This is a genomic window from Rhizobium sp. R634 (genome assembly GCF_002211305.1).
Classification (GTDB): domain Bacteria; phylum Pseudomonadota; class Alphaproteobacteria; order Rhizobiales; family Rhizobiaceae; genus Rhizobium.
Genome location: NZ_LOKW01000024.1, coordinates 400,981 through 420,786 on the forward strand (window position 1 = coordinate 400,981; position 19,806 = coordinate 420,786).

Sequence of the window (19,806 nt, forward strand, 5' to 3'; positions counted from 1 at the left end):
CCTCTTCTCACCAATGCCACAGGGTGCCGTCTTCCAGACGGTTCACCGGCAGGTAGGCGCGTTGGTATGGATATTTTTCGGCGAGTTTCTCATCGATATCGACGCCATGTCCGATGGCTTCGCCCGGATGCAGATAACCGCCGTGAAGGGTCCAAGCGCCGGGAAAGACTTCGAGAATTTCGGGCAGATAGCCGGAATATTCCTGGATGCCGAAGTTCGGCACCCAGAGATCGAGATGCAGATTGGCGCCAAGGCAGATTGGCGACATGTCCATGGCGCCATGGCAAGCCGTGCGCACATTGTAGACGCCGGCATAATCCATGATGCGACGGAGCGCCGTGATGCCGCCGGCATGCACGGTCGTCGTGCGGATATAGTCGATCAGCTGCTCCTCGATCAGCAGGCGTGCGTCCCAGATCGTGTTGAACACTTCGCCGACGGCCAGCGGCGTCGTCGTGTGTTTGCGGATGAGCCTGAAGCCTTCCTGATGTTCTGCAGCGACCGTATCTTCCAGCCAGAAGAGACGAGCAAATTCGAGATCCTTGCCGAGGCGGGCCGCCTCGATGGGCGTCAGGCGGTGATGCGTATCGTGCAGCAATTCGACATCGGGACCGTAGGCCTCGCGAACGGCTTCGAACAGTTTCGGGATATGGCGCAGATATTTCGAGGTCGACCATACCTCTTCATGCGGAACCGCATCGTCGGCTGCATTGTTGGTGACGGATTTCTTTCCCGTTCCATAGACATCCGGCAGACCGGGAATGCCGACCTGTACACGGATCGCCTTGTAGCCCTGCTCGATCCGGCGACCGACCGCCTCGACGGCTTCCGCAATGTCCGTGCCCTGAGCGTGCGTGTAGCAGAGCACCTTCTCGCGGCTCGCGCCACCGAGCAACTGATAGAGCGGCATGTTGGCGGCCTTGGCCTTGATGTCCCAAAGTGCCGTGTCGATGCCGGCGATAGCAGCCATCGTCACCGGGCCGCGGCGCCAATAGGCACCTTTGTAGAAATACTGCCAGATATCCTCGATGCGTGAAGGATCGCGGCCGATCAGAAGCGGCGCCAGGTGATCCTGCAGATAGGCCACGACAGCCTTCTCGCGGCCGTTCAGCGTGGCGTCACCGACGCCCGTCAGGCCTTCATCTGTGAAGATCTTGACGGTGACGAAGTTCCGGCCCGGCGAGCAGACGATGATTTTGACGTCGGTAATTTTCATGACTTATCCGTTGGCTGAAACTGTGCGTGTGGGGTGGTAGCGGAACCGGTTGTGAATACGCCGGTTTCGCGGGTCGGGATGGGGAATGGCAGAGAGAAGTGCGCGCGTATAATCATGCGCCGGATTGTTGACGACCTGGTCGGTCTCGCCTGCTTCCATGATTTTGCCGCGATACATGACTGCGACGCGGTCGCACATGTAGCGGATGACCGACATGTCGTGCGAGATGAAGACATAGGAGAGACCGAGCTCGTCCTGCAGCTTCATCATCAGGTCCAGCATCTGCGAGCGCAGCGAGACGTCGAGCGCCGAGGTCGCCTCGTCGGCGATGATCAGGCGCGGCTTGACTGCGATGGCACGGGCTATGCCGATACGCTGGCGCTGGCCGCCGGAGAAGGCATGCGGATAGCGCTCCCGCCAGGAGGGCTCGAGACCGACCTGCTGCATGAGCTCGGATACCCGATCCTCGAGCGGCCTGCCTTTCATACCGGCGAGCTTCAGCGGCTCAGCGATGATCTGGCCGACCGTCTTGCGGGGGCTGAGCGATCCGACAGGGTCCTGGAAGATCATCCGGATATCGCGGCGGACATCCTTGAGCGTTGCCTTGTCGGTGGTGCGCAGCTCCACCGTGCTGCCGTCCTTGCGGCGATAATCCATGGCGCCGGATTGCGGATCGTAGATGCGCAGCAGGCAGCGGCCCATCGTCGTTTTGCCGGAGCCGGATTCGCCGACAATGCCGAGCGTTTCGCCAGGCCGGACAATTAGCGACACATCATCGACGGCGCGCAGGCCGGACGGGAAGGTCAACGAGAGGTTCTTCACCTCCAATAGCGGCGGCGCCTCGACCGGGATCGGCGGCCGCGACAGACGCACTTCCGCCTTGCGTTCCAGCTTGACGACGGAACCGATCAGCCCGCGGGTATAATCGTCCTGCGGGGCATGGAAGATCTGCTCGACCGGCCCTTTCTCCATCACCTTGCCGCGGTACATGACGAGCACTTCGTCGGCGATCTCGGCGACGACGCCCATGTCATGGGTGATGAAGAGCACGGCCATGCCGTGGCTCTGCTGCAGTTTGCGGATCAGGTCGAGGATTTCGGCCTGCGTCGTCACATCGAGCGCCGTCGTCGGCTCGTCGGCGATGAGAACCGAGGGGTTGCAGGCGAGCGCCATGGCGATCATCACCCGCTGGCGCATGCCGCCGGAGAATTCGAACGTGTAACGGTCGATCGCCGTTTCCGGCCGCGGGATTTCCACTTGCCGCAACAGCTCCAGCACCCGCTCGCGCTGCTGCTCGCCGCGAATGCCGAAATGGATCCTGAGCGCTTCGCCGATCTGCGTGCCGATACGGTGGACCGGCGAGAGCGAACTCATCGGCTCCTGGAAGATCATGGCGATCTCCTTGCCGCGTACGCCGCGGATCTCCTTGCCGCGCGGATCGAGCTTTGCGAGATCGGTCGAGGTGCCGTCTGCCCGTGTCAGGACCACCGAGCCGCCTTCGATCCGGCCGGGCCGGTCGATGATCTGCAGGATGGAGCGGGCCGTCACCGACTTGCCGGAACCGGACTCGCCGACGACGCAGAGCGTCTTGCCGCGTTTCAGCTCGAAGGAGACGCCGTCGACCGCCTTGAATACGTTGGTGCGGGTCGGAAAGTAGGTCTTGAGGTCATCGACCTTGAGGATCGTATCGTTTGTCATGGTCATGAAACCGACTCGTAGGGATCTGCGGCATCGCGAAGACCGTCGCCGAGGAAGTTGAGGGAAAGAACCGTGATGACGATGGCCGCCGCAGGCGTGAACAGAAGCCACGGAGCCTGCGCCACGGCACGGATATTCTGCGCCTCCTGCAAGAGCACGCCCCAGGAAATGATCGGTGGCTGCAGCCCGATGCCGAGGAAGGAAAGCGCCGTTTCCGCCAGGATCATGGAGGGGATCGCCAGCGTCAGGGTCGCAATGATGTGGCTCATGAAGGACGGAACAAGGTGATTGAAGATGATGCCGACCTCGCTCATGCCGTCGAGACGGGCAGCGATGACGAAATCCTCGTTGCGCAGCGACAGGAACTTGCCGCGGACCTCGCGCGCCAGGCTCGTCCAGCCGATCAGCGAGACGATAAGCGTAATGACAAAATAGGTGCGAAGCGGTGGCCAGCCGACTGGAATGGCAGCGGCAAGGCCCATCCATAGCGGGATCGTGGGGATCGAGCGCAGAAGCTCGATCATGCGCTGAATGCCGAGGTCGATCCAGCCGCCGAAGAAGCCTGAGATACCCCCGATGGTGACGCCCAGCAAAAGGCTCATGAAGACACCGACGAGGCCGATCGACAGCGAGATCTTGGCGCCGTGAACGACACGCGAGAAAATATCGCGGCCGAGGCGGTCAGCGCCGAAGATATACATGCTATCGCCCGGCATGGGGTTCGTCAGGCCGAAGAGCTTGGTCTGCATCGGGATGAAGCCGAGCAGATAATAAGGCTGCGGCGCCTTGACGAAGAAGCCGACATCGACGGGCTTTGCCGGATCGGGTGCAAATTCGCGCCGCATGGATTCCGTATTCAGCGTCATCTTGAGCTGGCTGACATGCGGGCGGAAGGAGCCGTCGTGGAGCAGAGACAGGCCTTGCGGCGGCGCATAGGTGAACCGCGCATTGGTGGCGTTCGGATCGAAGGGTGCGATGAAATCCGCGAAAGCCGCAATCAGATACATGAAGACGATGACGACGAGGCTCGCCAACGCGATCTTGTGTTTCTTGAATTTCAGCCAGAACAGACGCCACTGGCCGGCGACGGCCATGTCCCTGCCACTGAGATTGACGGATGGGCCGGCTTCCGGCGGGAGATGGGTGATATCAGTCATTGCAACCGGATCCGCGGGTCAGTGATGGCGAGCAGGATGTCGGAAATCAGCGTGCCGATGATTGTCAGCACCGAAATCAACAGGATGAGGGAGCCGGCGAGATACATGTCCTGAGCAAGCAGGGCACGCAGCAGCAATGGCCCCGTGGTCGGCAGGCTCATAACGACGGAGACGATGATCTCGCCCGAGATGACCGCGGGCAGGATCCAGCCGAGCGTCGAGATCAGCGGGTTCAGAGCGAGACGTACCGGATAACGGATCAGAAGCTCGAATTCGGACATGCCTTTGGCACGCGCCGTCGTCACATAGGGCTTCGACAGCTCGTCGAGGAGATTGGCGCGCATGATGCGGACAAGAGCTGCGAGCGAGCCAAGGCCGATGACGATGACCGGAAGCCAGACATGCTGGGCGAAATCGATGAGCTTGCCGAAGCTCCATGGCGCATCGATGTAAGAAGGCGAGAAGAGACCGCCGACGCTCTGGCCGAAATAGGCCGACATCACATACATGGCCGAAAGCGCCATCAAGAAGTCAGGCACCGCAAGGAAGAAGAAGGCGAGGAAAGTCGCCGAATAATCCGAGATCGAATATTGCCGCACCGCCGATAAGATGCCGATCGGGATCGCAACGGCCCAGACGAAACAGAGCGTCAGGAACGAAAGCAGCAGCGAGAAACCCAGACGGCCCCAGATGAGTTCCGTCACAGGCTTGCCGAGCTCGAAAGAGATGCCGAAATCGCCATGCAACAGGATACCGGCAATCCACTTGTAATATTGAAAGTAGATGGACTGATCGAGGCCGTAGCGCTCGCGCATGGCGGCGACGGTCCCCTCTTCCACGGCGCCGCCCTGGCTTGCCCAGTCAGCCATCAGGGTGGTGAGATAGTCTCCCGGCGGCAACTGGATGATGATGAAAGCGATGATGGAGACGGCGAAGAGTGTCGGAATCGCGAACACCAGCCGCCTGGCAATAAAACGGAGCATGATCTCAGACCGTTCGATAGGATCGAAGGGGCGGCCGGCGGAGGCACAATACCTCCACCGGCTCTAGGAGGAGCCTTAGTTGGCCTTGTCGAAGTACCACTGGGTCAGCGTCGGAGCCGGATGCCAGAGGTTGCCGGTGATCGGGATACCGTTGACGACATTCTTCAGGTTCTTCGACACCATCATGTATTTCGGCATGGGGCGCGAAATGCCGATGTTGAGGAAGTTGTCGGCCGACAGATTGAGGAATTCCTTCATCTTGTCGCGCCGGTCGTCATCGGTGACGGCGGCATTGACCTTGTCATAGGCCGCCATCAGCGCCTTGATCTGCTCCGGCGGCTCTTCGCCCGTCGCATGATTGGAATACCATTCGCTCCAGCGCATCGCGAAGAAGATGTCGGCCTTCTGGAAAGGCATGTAGCAGCGCGGATCGGTATAGACTTCCGAGAGGCCGCCGACGCAGTTCCAGATATAGGCGTCCTGCTCATTGGCTGCCCACATCGTGTTTAGACGGGCGCGATCGGTGGTGCGCAGCTGGATATCGATACCGACATCCTTGGCATATTTCTGCACCATCTGCATGACATCGGGATAGGACAGACCGAAGACGTCCGCGACCATGAAGTTGATGGTGAAGCGCTTACCCGTCTCATCGAGGCGGAAGCCTTCGGCATCCTTCTTCGGCATGATCTTGTCGAGCATTTCGTTGGAGAGCTTGGGATCGAATTCCGTGTATTGCGTCGCCTCACGCTCGTTGAAGAGCTCGTGTTCCGGTTGGGGTGCGACCTGAGCCGGCGCGCCCTGGCCGACATAGACGAGATCGATGATCTCCTGTCGGTTGATGGCGTGGCTGAGCGCGATGCGGAAGTCCTTGTTCTGGAAGAGTTTGCGCTTCACATCATCGGTCGAGTTGAGATTGAGCAGGATGACGGCATCGTTGGCCGGCAGATCCTTGACGTCGACGAAACGGTAATTGCCGGTTTCCTGGCCGTCGAACAGCACCGATTTGAAGGTCGAGTTGTTGATGTGACGGAAGGCGAAATCGAACTCGCCCGAAGTCATCTTCAGCGCCATCAGCTGCGGATCGTCGAGCTTGGCCCAGGTAACACCATCGATATAGGGAAGCTGATTACCCTCAGGATCGACCTTCCAATAATAGGGATTGCGGGTCGCGACAACGCGCTCGCTGTCGGCATAGGGTACTGTCAGAACCCATGGATTCATCGTCGGCAGTTCGAGGTTTTGCCAGTAAGGCGGCTGGAAAGTCAGCGAAACCTTCGAATTGAAGAGCGCCACCCAGTCGCCTGCTGCCGGATTGGCTTTCAGGAGCGCCGGAATGCCATCCTTGTTATATTTCTCGTGGAATTGCTGCAGATAGTGCTTGGGGTAGATGACCGGCAGATGGCCCTGTCCGTAGGCGAGCTGCTGCAGGAAGAGGCCGTAGGGCGAATCGAATTTGAATTCGACCGTCAGATCATCGATCTTACGAACCTTCACCGGTTTTCCGGCGACCGTAAAGGTCGGGTTCTTGGCCGGCGAGAGTGCGTCGTTCATGAATACGTCTTCGTACCAGAACATGATGTCGTCGGCCGTAAAGGGCTGACCGTCGCTCCACTTCAGACCCTTGCGCAGCTTGAAAGTGTAGGTGGTCGCATCTTCAGACGCGGTGAATTCCTCAGCCAGCGAGGGCACGACCTTCTGCCAGGCCGGATCCCAGCGAACCAGCAGCTCGTTGGCGATGGTGCGGGTCAGATTGTACTGATCGCCATTGGCAAGGATCGTAGTGCGCAACGTGCCACCGTACTTGCCGACACCGTCAATCATCGTTTCGACAAAGGGATTGTCTGGAAGGCGATCGTCGACAGCAGGCAGTTTGCCGCTTCTGACCTGCTCATCAAGCATCGGCGCCTGTTTGAAATCGGCCGCCCAGGCCGGGACCATTGGTCCCAGGATGGCGGCGCCCAAGAGTCCCGTCGAAAGGACGAGGCCACGCAGCATCTGCTGGTATCCCATATTTTCTCCTCCTGATGGCCGACCCTCTCCGCCGGCGTCCATCTTCTTCACGACAGCACCCGTGGCTGTGTAGGACGAAAACTTTCAGATCGTACATTATTTGTCAACGTCAGTGTATGAAATTGTTCTTTTCCTCTTGGCAACCGGCTGGAAAGTGCATTAAAAGCAAGATCATGAGCACGGTAGCGGACATGAAATCGTCGGTTTACGAGGGAGATGAACTGGCTGAAGATGGAAATGTCTCCGTCTACGAGCGCCTTCGCGACGACATCATTCATGGCCGCTTGAAGGCCAATGAACGCCTGAAGGTTGCCGAGCTGGCGAGCCGCATGGGGACCTCCACCAATCCGGTGCGCGAGGCACTGCAGCAATTGCGCGGCGAAGGCTTCGTCATCATGACGCCGAACCGTGGCGCCCGCGTCCGGCCGATCGACCAAGAATTCGTGCGGGACATCTGGGAGATCGAAGTGCTGATCGAACCTGCGCTCACGCGCTGGTTCGTCGGCATTGCCACGATGGCGGATATCGAAGAACTGGAGCGGATCCAGGCCGCAATAGAGGATCTAAATTTCCTCGACGAGATGAAGCACTCGAATCTGGATCTGCAGTTTCACCGCTTGATGTACGATCGCCACTATAATCGCCATGCCGTCGATCTCTGGGTGCGCCATCGCCAGATCCTCTGGGCGATAAGCCGCGGTTTTCCGACCTCGCTCAGCCGCCAGTCGAGCGTATTGGAGGAACATCGCGAATTGATCGCCTGCATCAAGGCACAGGATGCCGACGGCGCGGCGCGCGCCATCGCCCGGCATGTGGAAGGCTCAGGCCGCCACATCGTCGAGAGAATGCGGCTCGACAGGCGGCGGCCCTAAGTTCGGGGAGCGCCTCAAGGCGTAGCGCCGAAGAAGGCGAGCCGGGTGAGGATGGTGTAATCCGCTTCCGATACCATCAGTGCGACGAAAACCAGCACCAGCAGCGGCGGCAGCAGGATGGCATAGACGAGCGCCAGCCGTTCCCAGGCCATATGCATGAAGACGGCGACGATCAGGCCGGCCTTCAGCATCATGAACACGAGGATCAGCGTCCATCTGATATAACCCTGGATGCCGAGATAATCGACCATATAGGAAAAAGCGCTGAGCACGAAGAGCAGGCCCCAGACGACGAGATAGAGCCGGATCGGGTGCTGCTGCCCGGTGTGTGCCTCGACATGTGCCGTTTGGGCTTGCGCATGCGCCGTTGTCTCGCTCATGACGACCTCACCACAGATAAAAAAACGCGAAGATGAAGACCCAGACCAGGTCGACGAAGTGCCAGTAGAGGCCCATGATCTCGACGGCCTCATAGCGGCCTTTCCGGCTGGTGAAGAACCCGCGCCGCTCCACATCGAAATCGCCCCGCCAGACCTTGCGGGCGACGATCAGGAGGAAGATGACGCCGATCGTGACATGGGTGCCATGAAAACCGGTGATCATGAAGAAGGTCGATCCGAATTGCGCCGCTCCCCATGGATTTTCCCAGGGGCGCACGCCTTCGGTGATCAGCTTCGTCCACTCGAAGGCCTGCATGCCGACGAACGTCGCCCCGAGAATGGCCGTCAGCAGCATCAGCATCGCGGTCATGCGACGGTCGCGGCGATAGCCGAAGTTCACCGCCATCGCCATGGTGCCGCTGCTTGAGATCAGGACGAAGGTCATGATGGCGATCAGGATCAGCGGAACATCCTGGCCGCCGATATGCAGCGCGAAGACCTCGCTCGGATTGGGCCATGGAACAGGCGTCGACATGCGGGCGGTCATGTAGGCGATCAGGAAACAGCCGAAGACGAAGGTGTCGCTCAACAGGAAGATCCACATCATCGCCTTGCCCCAGGAGGCGGTTTTGAAGGCGCGCTGATCCGAGCTGAAATCGGCGGCGACACCGCGCAGGCCTGCCGGCCTGAGAGCAGCTTCGCCATGTGTCTCGACAGTCTGTGCCATCAACAAATCTCCTAGTTCAGCAATGTGCGGCAGAGATCGACGAAATCGTTCGCCCATCCGGCAAAGAGCGAAAATAGCAGCAGCCAGACGGCAAGCATGAAATGCGAATAGAGGGCGGAAAGCTCGACGCTGAGGCTGAGCCTGTCCGTCGCAGCCTCGCTCGCAAAGGCCTTCACCGTCGTGTGCGCGAGGACGGCGAGCCCGCCTAGAATATGCAGGCCATGCAGGCCGGTCAGCATATAGAAGAAGCTGTTGGCGGGATTGTCGGCAAGCACGTAGCCCGCCGCCGCGAGTTCCCGCCATGCCTGGATCTGTCCGGCGAGAAAGAAGACGGCAAGAGCAAGGGCGGCGGCAAGTGCGGGGCGCAGGCGCTGCATGCGGCCATGCCTCGCTTCGCTTTTCGCCCATTCCAGCGAAACGCTGCTGAGGACGAGTGCTGCAGTGTTCACCCAGAGGAGGCGTGGAACCGGCGTCGACCACCAGTCCGCCGAGGCCATGCGCATGAAATAGGCGCTGATGCCGAGGCTGAACACGGCGCCGACGACACCGAGAAACACGAAGAGGCCGATTTTCACGGCCGGCACGGGCGATCGGTCGGCGCTGTCATGGTGCGGCAGTTGCACCGACCCGGTTTCGAGCCAGGGCTTCGAGGTCAGCCGCTGTCCGGCGAGCCACCAGACGATGATGGCGCCGATCGCGGCAAGGAAGATCAGCGTGACGTTCATGCCGGGCTCTCCCGGGTTGCGCTGCCATCTGCCGGCACCGTCTGCGGAATGAAATCCTCGGCGGCGCCGGGCACGCTGTAGTCATAGGCCCAGCGGTAGACGACAGGCAGATCCTTGCCCCAGTTGCCGTGCGCGGGCGGGGTCTGCGGCGTTTGCCATTCGAGCGTCGTCGCCCGCCAAGGATTGCCGCCCGCCTCCCGGCCCCGGAAAAGGCTCCAGGCCAGGTTGAACAGGAAGACCATCTGCGCCGCGCCGACCACGAGCGCCATGACTGTGATGAAGACGTTCAGCGTGTGGGCGGAAGGCGGGACGAAGGTGATCTCTCCGAGCTCGAAGTAACGGCGCGGCACGCCGAGCAGGCCGAGGTAATGCATCGGAAAGAAGATCGCATAGGTGCCGAGGAAGGTGACCCAGAAATGGATCTGGCCGAGCGCCTCGTTCAGCATGCGCCCTGTGACCTTCGGATACCAGTGATAGATCGCCCCGAAGATGACGAGGATCGGCGCCACACCCATGACCATGTGGAAATGCGCGACGACGAACATCGTATCCGACAGCGGCACGTCGACGACGACATTGCCGAGGAAGAGGCCGGTCAGGCCGCCATTGACGAAGGTGACGATGAAGGCGAGCGCAAAGAGCATCGGCAGCGTCAGATGGATGTCGCCGCGCCAGAGCGTCAGCACCCAGTTGTAGACCTTGATCGCCGTCGGGATGGCGATGATCAGCGTCGTCGTCGCGAAGAAGAAGCCGAAGGCCGGGTTCATGCCGCTGACATACATGTGGTGCGCCCAGACGACGAAGCTCAAGCCCCCGATGATGACGATCGCCCAGACCATCATGCGGTAGCCGAAGATATTCTTGCGCGCATGGGTGCTGATCAGGTCGGAAACAATGCCGAAGGCAGGCAGGGCGACGATATAGACTTCGGGATGGCCGAAGAACCAGAACAGGTGCTGGAAAAGGATCGGGCTGCCGCCGCCATGTTTCAGCTGCTCGCCCATTTCGACGATGGCGGGCATGAAGAAGCTGGTGCCGAGCAGGCGGTCGAACATCATCATGACGCAGGCGACGAAGAGTGCGGGAAAGGCAAGCAGCGCCATCACGGTCGCGGTGAAGATGCCCCAGACGGTGAGCGGCATCCGCATCAGCGTCATGCCCCGCGCCCGCCCCTGCAGCACGGTCACCACATAATTCAACCCGCCCATGGTGAAGCCGATGATGAAGACGATCAGCGAGGAGAGCATGAGCAGGATGCCCCAATCCTTGCCGCCGGGCGTGCCGGACAGAACAGCCTGCGGCGGATAAAGCGTCCAGCCTGCCCCCGTCGGGCCGCCGGGCGCGAAGAAGCCGGCGGCGAGGATCAGAACAGCGAGCAGATAGATCCAGTAGCTCAGCATGTTCGCATAGGGGAATACCATGTCGCGGGCGCCGACCATCAGCGGAATGAGGTAGTTGCCGAAGCCGCCGAGAAACAGCGCGGTCAGGAGATAGATCACCATGATCATGCCGTGCATGGTGATGAACTGATAATAGTGATCGGCATCGATGAAGGTGAAATAGCCGGGAAAGGCCAGCTGAATCCGCATCAGCCAGGAGAGCACCAGCGCCACCAGCCCGATCGCGATGGCGGTGAGCGAATATTGGACGGCAATGATCTTGGCATCCTGGCTGAACACATATTTCGTCCACCAGCTGTGGGGATGATAGAGTTCGACATCCTCGACCTCGGCGGCTGGGATGGCGCCTGCGCCGCTGGACGGAATCTCGACCATGATATCTCCTCCGTTTCCTTCCCGCCGGTTGGTTTCAACCGGCACGCGGCCTTCCCTCTTCCCGCCAGTTCAGTTCGCCGGCGGCGCGTTTCCCGAAGACGCCGTCAGCTGGGTGAATGTCTGCTGCTGCCCAAGCCAGGCCTGGTAGTCAGCGTCATTGTCGACGATGACGGTGCCGCGCATCTGCGGATGGCCGACGCCGCAGAGTTCGGCGCAGAGAACCTCGAACGTTCCCATACGCGTCGGCGTGAACCAGAAATAGGTGACCATGCCGGGGATCATGTCCATCTTGGCGCGGAATTCCGGCACATAGAAATCATGCAGGACATCGACCGAACGCAGCAATATGCGCACCGGCTTGCCGACCGGCAGATGCAATTCGCCGCCCTCGACGATCACGTCGTCGAGCCCGCTTGCATCGTTCTTGTCCAGCCCGAGCGGATTTTCGGCAGTGATGTCGCGCGTCTCCGCGCGGCCGAGCTTGCCGTCTGCGCCCGGCAGGCGGAAGCTCCACAGCCACTGCTGGCTGACGACCTCGACCGGCACGGCATCGTCGGGCACCGTGATGAACTGGTTCCAGACGATGAGACCCGGCGCGAGCATGGCTGCGACGCCGACCGCAGTTCCCCCCGCCAGCAGCCACTCCAGCCTGCGGTTCTCGGGCTCATAATGCGCCCGGTTGCCCGGTCGGTGGCGGAAGCGGTAGACGCAATAGGCCATGAAGGAAATCACCGCCACGAAGACGATGCCGGTGATCCAGAAGGTGATGACAAGGGTGCTGTCGATATAGGTCCAGTTGGACGCGATCGGCGTCCACCACCAAGGGCTCAGCACATGGAAGAGCACGGAGCCGACGACAAGCAGGACGAGAATCAGCACAACAGCCATTTCCGCCCCTCCTGGGCTGAGCGACCGCGAAACCTCATTCCACAAAAATGTCGAGTTTATTATCGCACAGATAGAAAATCTCGGCAATTACGGCGATTTAAGCAGGCGCCGTTAGCCGGAACCGATCATTTGGGGTATTGCCCTTCATTTGGAATATTGCTTGAGATAGGCGACGAGATTGGTGATCTCCTGATCATCCTTGACCCCTGCGAAGGCCATCTTCGTGCCCTTCACCTTCGCTTTCGGGTTGTGCAGATAGTCGCGCAGCGTCGCCTCGTCCCAGACGAGGCCGCCCTCACCGGCCGCCTTCATCCCGCTCGAATAGGCAAAGCCCGGATGCGTCCCGGCCGTGCGGCCGAAAAGCCCGTTCAGCGACGGACCGACCTTGTTCGTATCGGAATCGGCGACATGACAGGTCGCGCATTTCTTGAAAACGGTGGCACCCGCCGTCGCATCACCCTCCTGCGCCCCCGCGACCGCAGGGGAAAGGGCAATGACGGGTACGGCAATCAGCAGAACAACACGGTAATCCACGGCAAACCTCATCCTCCTCAAGGTTGCCCAGCCACTCGCATCTCCGCTGCCTTGCCGCACGGAGTATGTTAGCGATGCTTAAAGTTTAGCCTTTCGCGTGTGCAAGTCAATGCTCCACAATTCTGGCATGGATTCCGGGATGGCTTCGCGCCACCGGCTCTGATGAGGCGACGCAAGCCGGCGCATATGCTTGCGCCGGCCGGCATGAGTGCCTTGCGTCCGTTTGCCCGGTTATTTGGTCGCTGCGTTGAGCACGCTTTGCTGCAAATCCGCCTCGTCGCCAACGATGGCGGCGGCTTCGTCCAGCAGGACGTCTTTTGCATTCTTGCGGGCGTTTTCAATGGCTATATCGGCGCTCAGGCTGCGTTCGCCCGACTCCAGGCCATCATCTTCGCCGGGATCTTCGCCGCTTGCCTGCGCCCGGGACTTGAACCGGGCCTCGCGAGCGGCCGCTTCCTTGCGGCGTTCCGCCTCGTTCAAGGAGATGACGCCCTTCTCGCGCTGCGCCTTCAGGTCGGCGATGTCTTGTACCAGGCGTTGAAAATCCGGATCGCCCTTGACCCGCGCATCATGGCGGCTTTGCAATGTCGGCAGCAGCTTCGCGACGGTGTCGGCCGGGGCGTATTTCGCCGGCTTAATCTCCGCCCACGGCAGGGCATTGTCGTAACTGGTCTCGCCGAATAGGGTCGGATCGGAAAGTCCCGGCAAGCTGATGTCCGGCGTCACGCCGTGCAGCTGCGTCGTGCCGCCGTTGACCCGGAAAAACTGGGCGATCGTCACCTTCAACTCACCGTATTCAGCTTTGCTGTTGCGAACGATCTGGTCGAGATCGACGACCGTCTGGACAGTCCCTTTGCCGAAACTGGGTTCGCCGATGACCACGCCGCGGCCGTAATCCTGGATTGCCGCGGCGAAAATCTCCGAAGCCGAGGCCGAGCCGCGATTGATCAGGACACCCATGGGGCCGTCCCAGGCAGGCGCCGCAAACTCGGCGCTTTTGACCTCGACCTTGCCGTCGCTGCTGCGCTGCTGAACCACCGGCCCCTTACCGATGAACAGGCCCGTCAAATCGATCGCCTCGTCCAGCGAACCGCCGCCATTGTTGCGCAGGTCGATGAGAACGCTGTCGACCTTTTCCTGCTTCAGTTCGCCGAGAAGCTTGGCGACGTCACGGCTTGCACTCTTATAGTCCTTGTCGCCTTTGTGCCTGGCTTCAAAATCCTCATAGAATACCGGCAGGGTGATCACGCCGATCTTGCGGGTGGCTTCGCCCGCTTTCACCGACAGAACGGACTTCTTGGCGGCCTGCTTTTCGAGATTGATCTTATCGCGCACCAGGTTGACGACGCGGTGCGTGCCGTCGGCTCCGGCATCCGCCGGCAGGATATCCAGGCGCACCACGGAGCCTTTTTTCCCACGGATCATCTGCACGACTTCATCGAGGCGCGTGCCGACCACTTCCTTGATCGGACCGTCCTTGCCCTGGCCGACGCCGGTGATGCGGTCTCCGACGGCGAGCTTGCCGGACAACTGCGCCGGCCCGCCGGGCACGAGTTCACGGATCGTCGTGTAGTCGTCGCGTTCCTGCAGGACCGCGCCGATGCCGAACAGCGAAAGCTTCATCGAAACATTGAAGTCGGCTGACGCGGCCGCGCCGAAATAATCCGTATGCGGATCGATCGACGTGGCATAGGCGTCCATGAACGACTGGAAAACGTCGTCGCTTTTGAACTTGTAGGCACGCTCGAGCGTGTTTTCATAACGCTTGTCGAGCGTTTCGCGAATTGCCGCATCGGTCTTGCCGCCGAGCTTCAGCCGCAGCCAGTCGCTCTTGACGCGCTTGCGCCACAGCTCGTCGCTCTCTGCTTTCGATTGCGGCCAGGGTGCCTTGTCGCGCAGCACCGAATAATTCTCCTGCGCACCGAAATCGAAGCCTTGCTTCAGCAGGCCGCGCGCGTAGGTCATGCGGTCGACGACACGCTGTTCGTAAGCGTTGAAGATCGCAAACGGAATCTTCAAGTCCTGCCGTTCGATGGCATCGTCGATCTTGTTGCGGTCAGCCATGAACTTGTCGACGTCGGCCTGGAGGAAAAGCATGCGGTCCGGATCAAGCGACTTGATGAACTGATCCATGACCCGCGCCGACAAGGCATCGTCGAGCGGAACAGGCTTATAGCTATAGCGCGAAAGAAATTCCGCGCTCAATTCAGCGGCTTGCGCCTGCCGCTTCAGCGGCGCCAGATCGGGCGGCGATGCGACCTCTGCATATGCGGACTGTGCGAGTGCAAGAAATGCACCGAGAAAAACATAGGCTATGCGCATTTAGTCTTGATCCGATTCATCGTGCCGGGGGTCCAAATAATATCTAGGTGAGACAATTATGGTTTTTTGGCAAGCGGAAGCGGCTTTTGTGCCAATTCTTCCTCAGCTCATCGGCAGCGACGCTGAAAACCGGCGAATCGCCAGCCTCGACGAGAGCCTGTTCGTTCTGGGCAGTCGTGAGATCGGAAAAATGGTGTGGTGCCCAGGACCGGAATCGAACCAGTGACACGCGGATTTTCAATCCGCTGCTCTACCAACTGAGCTACCTGGGCTAACCTGCTTCCAATGGTATCTCTACCGCGGGGCCTTGGTTCGCCCCGGAAGCGAGCGGGGTTATAGCATCTTGTTCGGCCATGGCAAGCGTCAAATGACTCTTTTTTGACGGCCGTGCCGGTTTTGCGGATTCATGAGGAAAAATAAGAGCTTCGCGGGCGGAAATCTTTAGTTTTCCTCGTCCGGATAATCGGCTTTGGTCTCATCGTCGGCCACCGGAATGGCGTAGGAACCGGTCAGCCAGCGGGAGAGATCGACCTCGCGGCAGCGGTTGGAGCAGAAGGGATAGTGTTCGCGGCTGGAGGGTTTGCCGCATTCGGGGCATGGGCGCGTCTTGCGCAGCGGCTCGACCTTGGCGGCTGCTTTCTTTTCTTCAGGCATATCTCGTCCGTCCTATCGACCGGCCTTCGGGCTCAGCCCTCGGGCCACCGGCTATGCACGTCGAAGCCTTCGCCGGTCAGAAGCACAATGGTTTCATAAAGCGGCAGGCCGACGACATTGGTGTAGGAACCCACCATTTTCTGCACGAAGGTGCCGGCGAGACCCTGTATGCCGTAGGCGCCCGCCTTGCCGCGCCACTGGCCCGACGCCAGGTAGTTCTCGATCTCGAAGCCGGAAAGACGCTTGAAGCGCACCTTGGTCTCGACGATCTTCTGGCGGATCTTGCGATCCGGCGTCACCAGGCAAACGCCGGTGTAGACGAGATGGTTTCGCCCGGAGAGCAGATGCAGCGAACTCAACGCCTCGTCGGCGAATTCGGCCTTGCCGAGAATGCGCCGCCCGACGGCGACCACCGTATCGGCAGAGAGGATATAGCTGCCCTTCCAGGTGATATCGCCCTTGATGGCGGCAAGGGCGGCCTCCGCCTTTTCCGCCGAAAGCCTTCGGGCGAGCGAGCGCGGATGCTCCGACTTCTTCGGCGTCTCGTCGATATCCATCGGCATCAGGCGCGAAGGCTCGATGCCGGCCTGATTGAGCAGATCGACGCGACGGGGCGAGCCCGAGGCCAGAATGAGCTTGTATTTCAGCGCCATGGAACCTCGACCATCGGCAGACGGGGGCCGGGTAAGCCTATTTGAAACGGTAGGTGATGCGGCCCTTGGTCAGATCGTAGGGCGTCATTTCCACAAGCACCTTGTCGCCGGCGAGAACGCGGATGCGGTTCTTGCGCATGCGTCCGGCCGTATGGGCGATGATCTCGTGCTCGTTTTCAAGCTTCACGCGGAATGTCGCATTCGGCAGAAGTTCGGTAACGATTCCCGGGAATTCGAGGACTTCTTCTTTCGGCATATAGTGGTTTTCTTCCTGTGGGTTGAAGAGGCAGCGCAACGCGCGCCTTTAAAATTTGCGCGGAAACTACACAATCAAGGCAGGTTTGTGAACCTTGTTGATCGGGCTTTCCGTCATTTGTTTTCATGCCGATTGCGCGGCAACGCCTTTTCTTTTCAGCAGCCGGCTTTCGATGAGGCCTGCGAGGTGATTGCGGACCTCGCGGTAGCTTTCCAAAATCTGCTCGCGCGTTCCGGTGACGACCGTCGGATCCATGGTCGGCCAGTACACCACATCGACTGCGTTCGATCGCGTCAGCTCCAGCGCGGCATGATGGGCCTGCGGCGAAAGCGTGATGATCAGATCGAAATAGTCGTCCTCGAGCTCATCGAGCGTCTGCGGCTGGCGGCGCCCGAGGGAGAGCCCGATCTCATCGAGCACGGCATCGACGAAGGGATCGCGCTCGCCGGCGCGAACGCCGGCGGACCGTATATAGGTATTGGCCGGCAGAATGCTACGGGCGATGATCTCGGCCATCGGCGAGCGGATGGCGTTCAGCCCGCACATGAAGAGGATGGCGCCCGGTCTCTTTCCGTCCTCCACGTCGGCGGCGAGTTCCATGGCCGTCATCCACGCCAGTAGAGCACGCAGACCAGCGTGAAAAGACGCCGGGCGGTGTCGAAATCCACCTCGATCTTGCCGGCCAGCCTGTCCCTCAGCGTCTGCGAACCTTCATTGTGGATGCCGCGCCGGCCCATGTCGATCGCCTCGATGCGGCTTGGCGTCGCCGAACGGATCGCCTCGTAATAGCTCTCGCAGATCATGAAGTAATCCTTGACGATGCGCCGGAACGGCGTCAGCGACAGGATATGGGTGGCGACGTCGCCGCCCTCTTCGGTGGTGATGCCGAAAACCAGCTTCGCATCGACCAGCGAAATGCTCAGGCGATAGGGCCCGCCGGCATGGCCGAGCGGCTCGAAGCTATTTTCCTCGATCAGATCGAAGATGGCGACCGCGCGCTCATGCTCGACATCGGGCGTCGAGCGGCCGATCGTATCGTCAAGGACGACGTCGCAAAGCCGGAAATCGCCCTTCGCCATGCCCTCACCTTTCGAGGTTGAGGCGGATCGCAACCGATCGCGCATGGGCATCGAGGCCTTCGGAAACGGCAAGCGCGATCGCCGCCGGGCCGAGGTCGCGCAGCTGCTGCGGGCCAAGGCGCAGGATCGAGGTGCGCTTGACGAAATCGAGCACCGAAAGCCCGGAGGAGAAGCGCGCCGAACGCGCCGTCGGCAGCACATGGTTCGAGCCGCCGACATAATCGCCGATCACCTCGGGCGTATGGGCGCCGATGAAAATCGCACCGGCATTGCGGATGCCGTCGAGCAGCCGGTCCGGATCGGCAACGGCAAGCTCCAGATGCTCGGCGGCGATGCGGTTGGCGAGCGGAATGGCCTCTCTCAAATCGGCAACGAGGATGACCGCGCCGAAATCGCGCCAGCTTGCCGCCGCCGTCTCGGCGCGGTTCAGCGTCTTCAGCTGGCGCTCGACAGCCTGCTCCACCGCCTTGCCGAATGCGGCATCATCGGTAATCAGGATCGCCTGGGCGCTGACATCATGCTCGGCCTGCGCCAGAAGGTCGGCGGCGATCCAGTCGGGATTGTTGTCCTTGTCGGCAATGACAAGCACCTCGGAGGGGCCGGCGATCATATCGATGCCGACGGTGCCGAAGACATGGCGCTTGGCGGCGGCGACATAGGCATTGCCGGGGCCGGTGATCTTGGCGACCGGCGCGATCGTTTCGGTGCCATAGGCAAGAGCCGCAATCGCCTGGGCGCCGCCGACACGATAGATTTCGGTGACACCCACCAGCCTCGCGGCAGCGAGCACCGCCGGATTGACAGCGCCGCCGGTGGCCGGAACGGCGATGACGATGCGGTCGACGCCGGCGACCTTGGCCGGCACGGCATTCATCAGCACCGAGCTCGGATAACTCGCCGTGCCGCCCGGCACATAGAGGCCTACCGCTTCGATCGCCGTCCAGCGCGAGCCGAGACCGACGCCCATGTCGTCCTCGTAAACATCGTCCTTCGGCAGCTGCCGGCGATGGTGGCTCTCGATACGCAGTGCTGCAAGCTTCAGCGCGCCCAGCACTTCCGCGGGCACGGCCTCGATCGCCGCGTCGATTTCCTCAGATGTCACGCGCATCGGGACTTTTGCAAAATCGATGCCGTCGAATTTCAGCGAATATTCGGCCAGCGCCACATCGCCGCGCGCCCTGACATCATCGATGATGGCGCGAACGACGGCGTTCACATCCTCGGAGACTTCGCGCTTCGTCGTCAGAAAGGCAGCGAAATGCTGCTCGAAACCTTCCGATGCCTGATCCAGCCAGATTGCCAAGACCGATATTCCTTCTCAACTCGAAACCGCGATATTCAAACTTCAGGCGTCACGCGTTTCACGGATGACGAGGCTTGCCGACCGCCGCCCAGGCGCCGCCGACATCGGCCATCTGGACTTCGATGCATTCGACGTCGAGCGCAATCGAAGCGGCTCCCGACAGCGCCAGCTCGATCGTCCCGTCCGGCCCCTCGCCCTTCTTCTCGAAGCGCAGTGCCAGGAGCGACAGCACCTCGTCACGTTTTCCGCGATCGAAGCCGAGCGAGCGCACAGCGAGCACGCGCTTGAAAACCAGCGCAGCCCGGCGGCGCTCGAAACCCCTCCGCTTGCGCTCGGCACCTTCCCAGACGAAACGATTGGCGGCAAGCGCGAACTGCGCACCGCGCGGCGACCAGTCTATGTCGCCGACCTTGAAGACGCTGTCCTGCACATGCGCGGAAATGATCGCAAGATCCTCGTCATCGAGCGCAACAAGCTTCAGATCGGTCATTCAGTCTTATCCCAGCAGGCACCGCCGGAATGGCGATGCGTCAGACAAGGGAAATAAGATGCTGCGGCGAATTACGCAACC

Annotated in this window: 21 protein-coding genes and 1 tRNA gene; 2 read left to right on the plus strand and 20 right to left on the minus strand. The window is 60.7% G+C overall.

The window, feature by feature from the left end; genetic code table 11:
- Positions 1 to 7 precede the first annotated feature (7 nt).
- From manD to ATY77_RS22445, 5 genes are all read right to left on the minus strand, one after another.
- Entirely contained in the window at positions 8 to 1,216 is a 1,209-nt protein-coding gene (gene manD, locus ATY77_RS22425) for a D-mannonate dehydratase ManD (RefSeq protein ID WP_088688891.1), read from the minus strand.
- A 3-nt stretch (positions 1,217 to 1,219) separates the two neighbouring features.
- Positions 1,220 to 2,920: an ABC transporter ATP-binding protein gene (locus ATY77_RS22430; protein WP_088688892.1), complete on the minus strand. Its 1,701-nt coding sequence runs from the start codon at positions 2,918 to 2,920 to the stop codon at positions 1,220 to 1,222.
- Positions 2,917 to 4,008, minus strand: coding sequence for an ABC transporter permease (locus ATY77_RS22435; protein WP_245314389.1), 1,092 nt, complete (start codon positions 4,006 to 4,008; stop codon positions 2,917 to 2,919). The genes ATY77_RS22430 and ATY77_RS22435 overlap by 4 nt, the downstream gene beginning before the upstream one ends.
- 59 nt (positions 4,009 to 4,067) lie before the next feature.
- Positions 4,068 to 5,054, minus strand: coding sequence for an ABC transporter permease (locus tag ATY77_RS22440; RefSeq protein WP_088676792.1), 987 nt, complete (start codon positions 5,052 to 5,054; stop codon positions 4,068 to 4,070).
- 75 nt (positions 5,055 to 5,129) lie between these two features.
- The gene (locus ATY77_RS22445) at positions 5,130 to 7,067 is read right to left on the minus strand and encodes an ABC transporter substrate-binding protein (protein ID WP_088688894.1); all 1,938 of its coding nucleotides are present in this window, start codon (positions 7,065 to 7,067) and stop codon (positions 5,130 to 5,132) included.
- A gap of 173 nt (positions 7,068 to 7,240) precedes the next feature.
- Here ATY77_RS22445 and ATY77_RS22450 point away from each other — a divergent pair, with 173 nt between their 5' ends.
- On the plus strand, positions 7,241 to 7,939 hold the full coding sequence (locus ATY77_RS22450) for a GntR family transcriptional regulator (RefSeq protein WP_088688895.1): 699 nt from the start codon (positions 7,241 to 7,243) through the stop codon (positions 7,937 to 7,939).
- A 14-nt stretch (positions 7,940 to 7,953) separates the two neighbouring features.
- Here the strand turns inward: ATY77_RS22450 and ATY77_RS22455 are convergent, their stop codons facing one another.
- From ATY77_RS22455 to ATY77_RS22485, 7 genes are all read right to left on the minus strand, one after another.
- Positions 7,954 to 8,319 carry a cytochrome C oxidase subunit IV family protein gene (locus ATY77_RS22455; RefSeq protein ID WP_088688896.1) on the minus strand — a complete coding sequence of 122 codons (366 nt, stop codon included), beginning with the start codon at positions 8,317 to 8,319 and terminating at the stop codon, positions 7,954 to 7,956.
- A 7-nt stretch (positions 8,320 to 8,326) separates the two neighbouring features.
- Positions 8,327 to 9,046, minus strand: a complete 720-nt coding sequence (locus tag ATY77_RS22460) for a heme-copper oxidase subunit III family protein (RefSeq protein WP_088688897.1) — start codon at positions 9,044 to 9,046, stop codon at positions 8,327 to 8,329.
- Positions 9,047 to 9,057: 11 nt separating this feature from the next.
- Positions 9,058 to 9,771 (minus strand): cytochrome c oxidase subunit 3, encoded by a 714-nt coding sequence (locus ATY77_RS22465; RefSeq protein WP_088688898.1) that lies wholly within the window; start codon positions 9,769 to 9,771, stop codon positions 9,058 to 9,060.
- A complete protein-coding gene (ctaD, locus tag ATY77_RS22470; protein ID WP_088688899.1) occupies positions 9,768 to 11,546 on the minus strand; it encodes a cytochrome c oxidase subunit I in 1,779 nt (592 codons plus the stop codon). The genes ATY77_RS22465 and ctaD overlap by 4 nt, the downstream gene beginning before the upstream one ends.
- 69 nt (positions 11,547 to 11,615) lie before the next feature.
- Positions 11,616 to 12,434: a cytochrome c oxidase subunit II gene (locus ATY77_RS22475; RefSeq protein ID WP_088688900.1), complete on the minus strand. Its 819-nt coding sequence runs from the start codon at positions 12,432 to 12,434 to the stop codon at positions 11,616 to 11,618.
- Between the two features lie 144 nt (positions 12,435 to 12,578).
- Positions 12,579 to 12,968 (minus strand): cytochrome c family protein, encoded by a 390-nt coding sequence (locus ATY77_RS22480; RefSeq protein ID WP_245314386.1) that lies wholly within the window; start codon positions 12,966 to 12,968, stop codon positions 12,579 to 12,581.
- Between the two features lie 231 nt (positions 12,969 to 13,199).
- A complete protein-coding gene (locus ATY77_RS22485; protein WP_088688902.1) occupies positions 13,200 to 15,290 on the minus strand; it encodes a carboxy terminal-processing peptidase in 2,091 nt (696 codons plus the stop codon).
- A 58-nt stretch (positions 15,291 to 15,348) separates the two neighbouring features.
- Here ATY77_RS22485 and ATY77_RS32960 point away from each other — a divergent pair, with 58 nt between their 5' ends.
- Positions 15,349 to 15,516 (plus strand): hypothetical protein, encoded by a 168-nt coding sequence (locus ATY77_RS32960; protein WP_190237679.1) that lies wholly within the window; start codon positions 15,349 to 15,351, stop codon positions 15,514 to 15,516.
- Here ATY77_RS32960 and ATY77_RS22490 read toward each other — a convergent pair.
- The 8 genes from ATY77_RS22490 to ATY77_RS22525 form a co-directional block, all read right to left on the minus strand.
- Positions 15,487 to 15,562: transfer RNA gene (locus ATY77_RS22490), tRNA-Phe, on the minus strand. The two genes, ATY77_RS32960 and ATY77_RS22490, sit on opposite strands and share 30 nt — an antisense overlap.
- Positions 15,563 to 15,731: 169 nt before the next feature.
- A complete protein-coding gene (gene yacG / locus ATY77_RS22495; protein ID WP_088676783.1) occupies positions 15,732 to 15,944 on the minus strand; it encodes a DNA gyrase inhibitor YacG in 213 nt (70 codons plus the stop codon).
- 32 nt (positions 15,945 to 15,976) lie between these two features.
- On the minus strand, positions 15,977 to 16,597 hold the full coding sequence (locus ATY77_RS22500; RefSeq protein WP_010028866.1) for a Maf-like protein: 621 nt from the start codon (positions 16,595 to 16,597) through the stop codon (positions 15,977 to 15,979).
- 37 nt (positions 16,598 to 16,634) lie between these two features.
- Positions 16,635 to 16,853, minus strand: coding sequence for a translation initiation factor IF-1 (gene infA, locus ATY77_RS22505; protein WP_003545338.1), 219 nt, complete (start codon positions 16,851 to 16,853; stop codon positions 16,635 to 16,637).
- A gap of 123 nt (positions 16,854 to 16,976) precedes the next feature.
- Positions 16,977 to 17,462 (minus strand): low molecular weight phosphatase family protein, encoded by a 486-nt coding sequence (locus ATY77_RS22510; protein ID WP_190233707.1) that lies wholly within the window; start codon positions 17,460 to 17,462, stop codon positions 16,977 to 16,979.
- Complete coding sequence (locus ATY77_RS22515; protein WP_088688903.1) at positions 17,459 to 17,932, minus strand: UPF0262 family protein; 474 nt, start codon at positions 17,930 to 17,932, stop codon at positions 17,459 to 17,461. Before ATY77_RS22515 ends, ATY77_RS22510 begins: the two co-directional genes overlap by 4 nt.
- A 4-nt stretch (positions 17,933 to 17,936) precedes the next feature.
- The gene (gene hisD, locus ATY77_RS22520) at positions 17,937 to 19,235 is read right to left on the minus strand and encodes a histidinol dehydrogenase (RefSeq protein WP_088688904.1); all 1,299 of its coding nucleotides are present in this window, start codon (positions 19,233 to 19,235) and stop codon (positions 17,937 to 17,939) included.
- A 58-nt stretch (positions 19,236 to 19,293) separates the two neighbouring features.
- Positions 19,294 to 19,725, minus strand: a complete 432-nt coding sequence (locus ATY77_RS22525) for a DUF2948 family protein (RefSeq protein WP_088676779.1) — start codon at positions 19,723 to 19,725, stop codon at positions 19,294 to 19,296.
- Between the last annotated feature and the right edge of the window lie 81 nt (positions 19,726 to 19,806).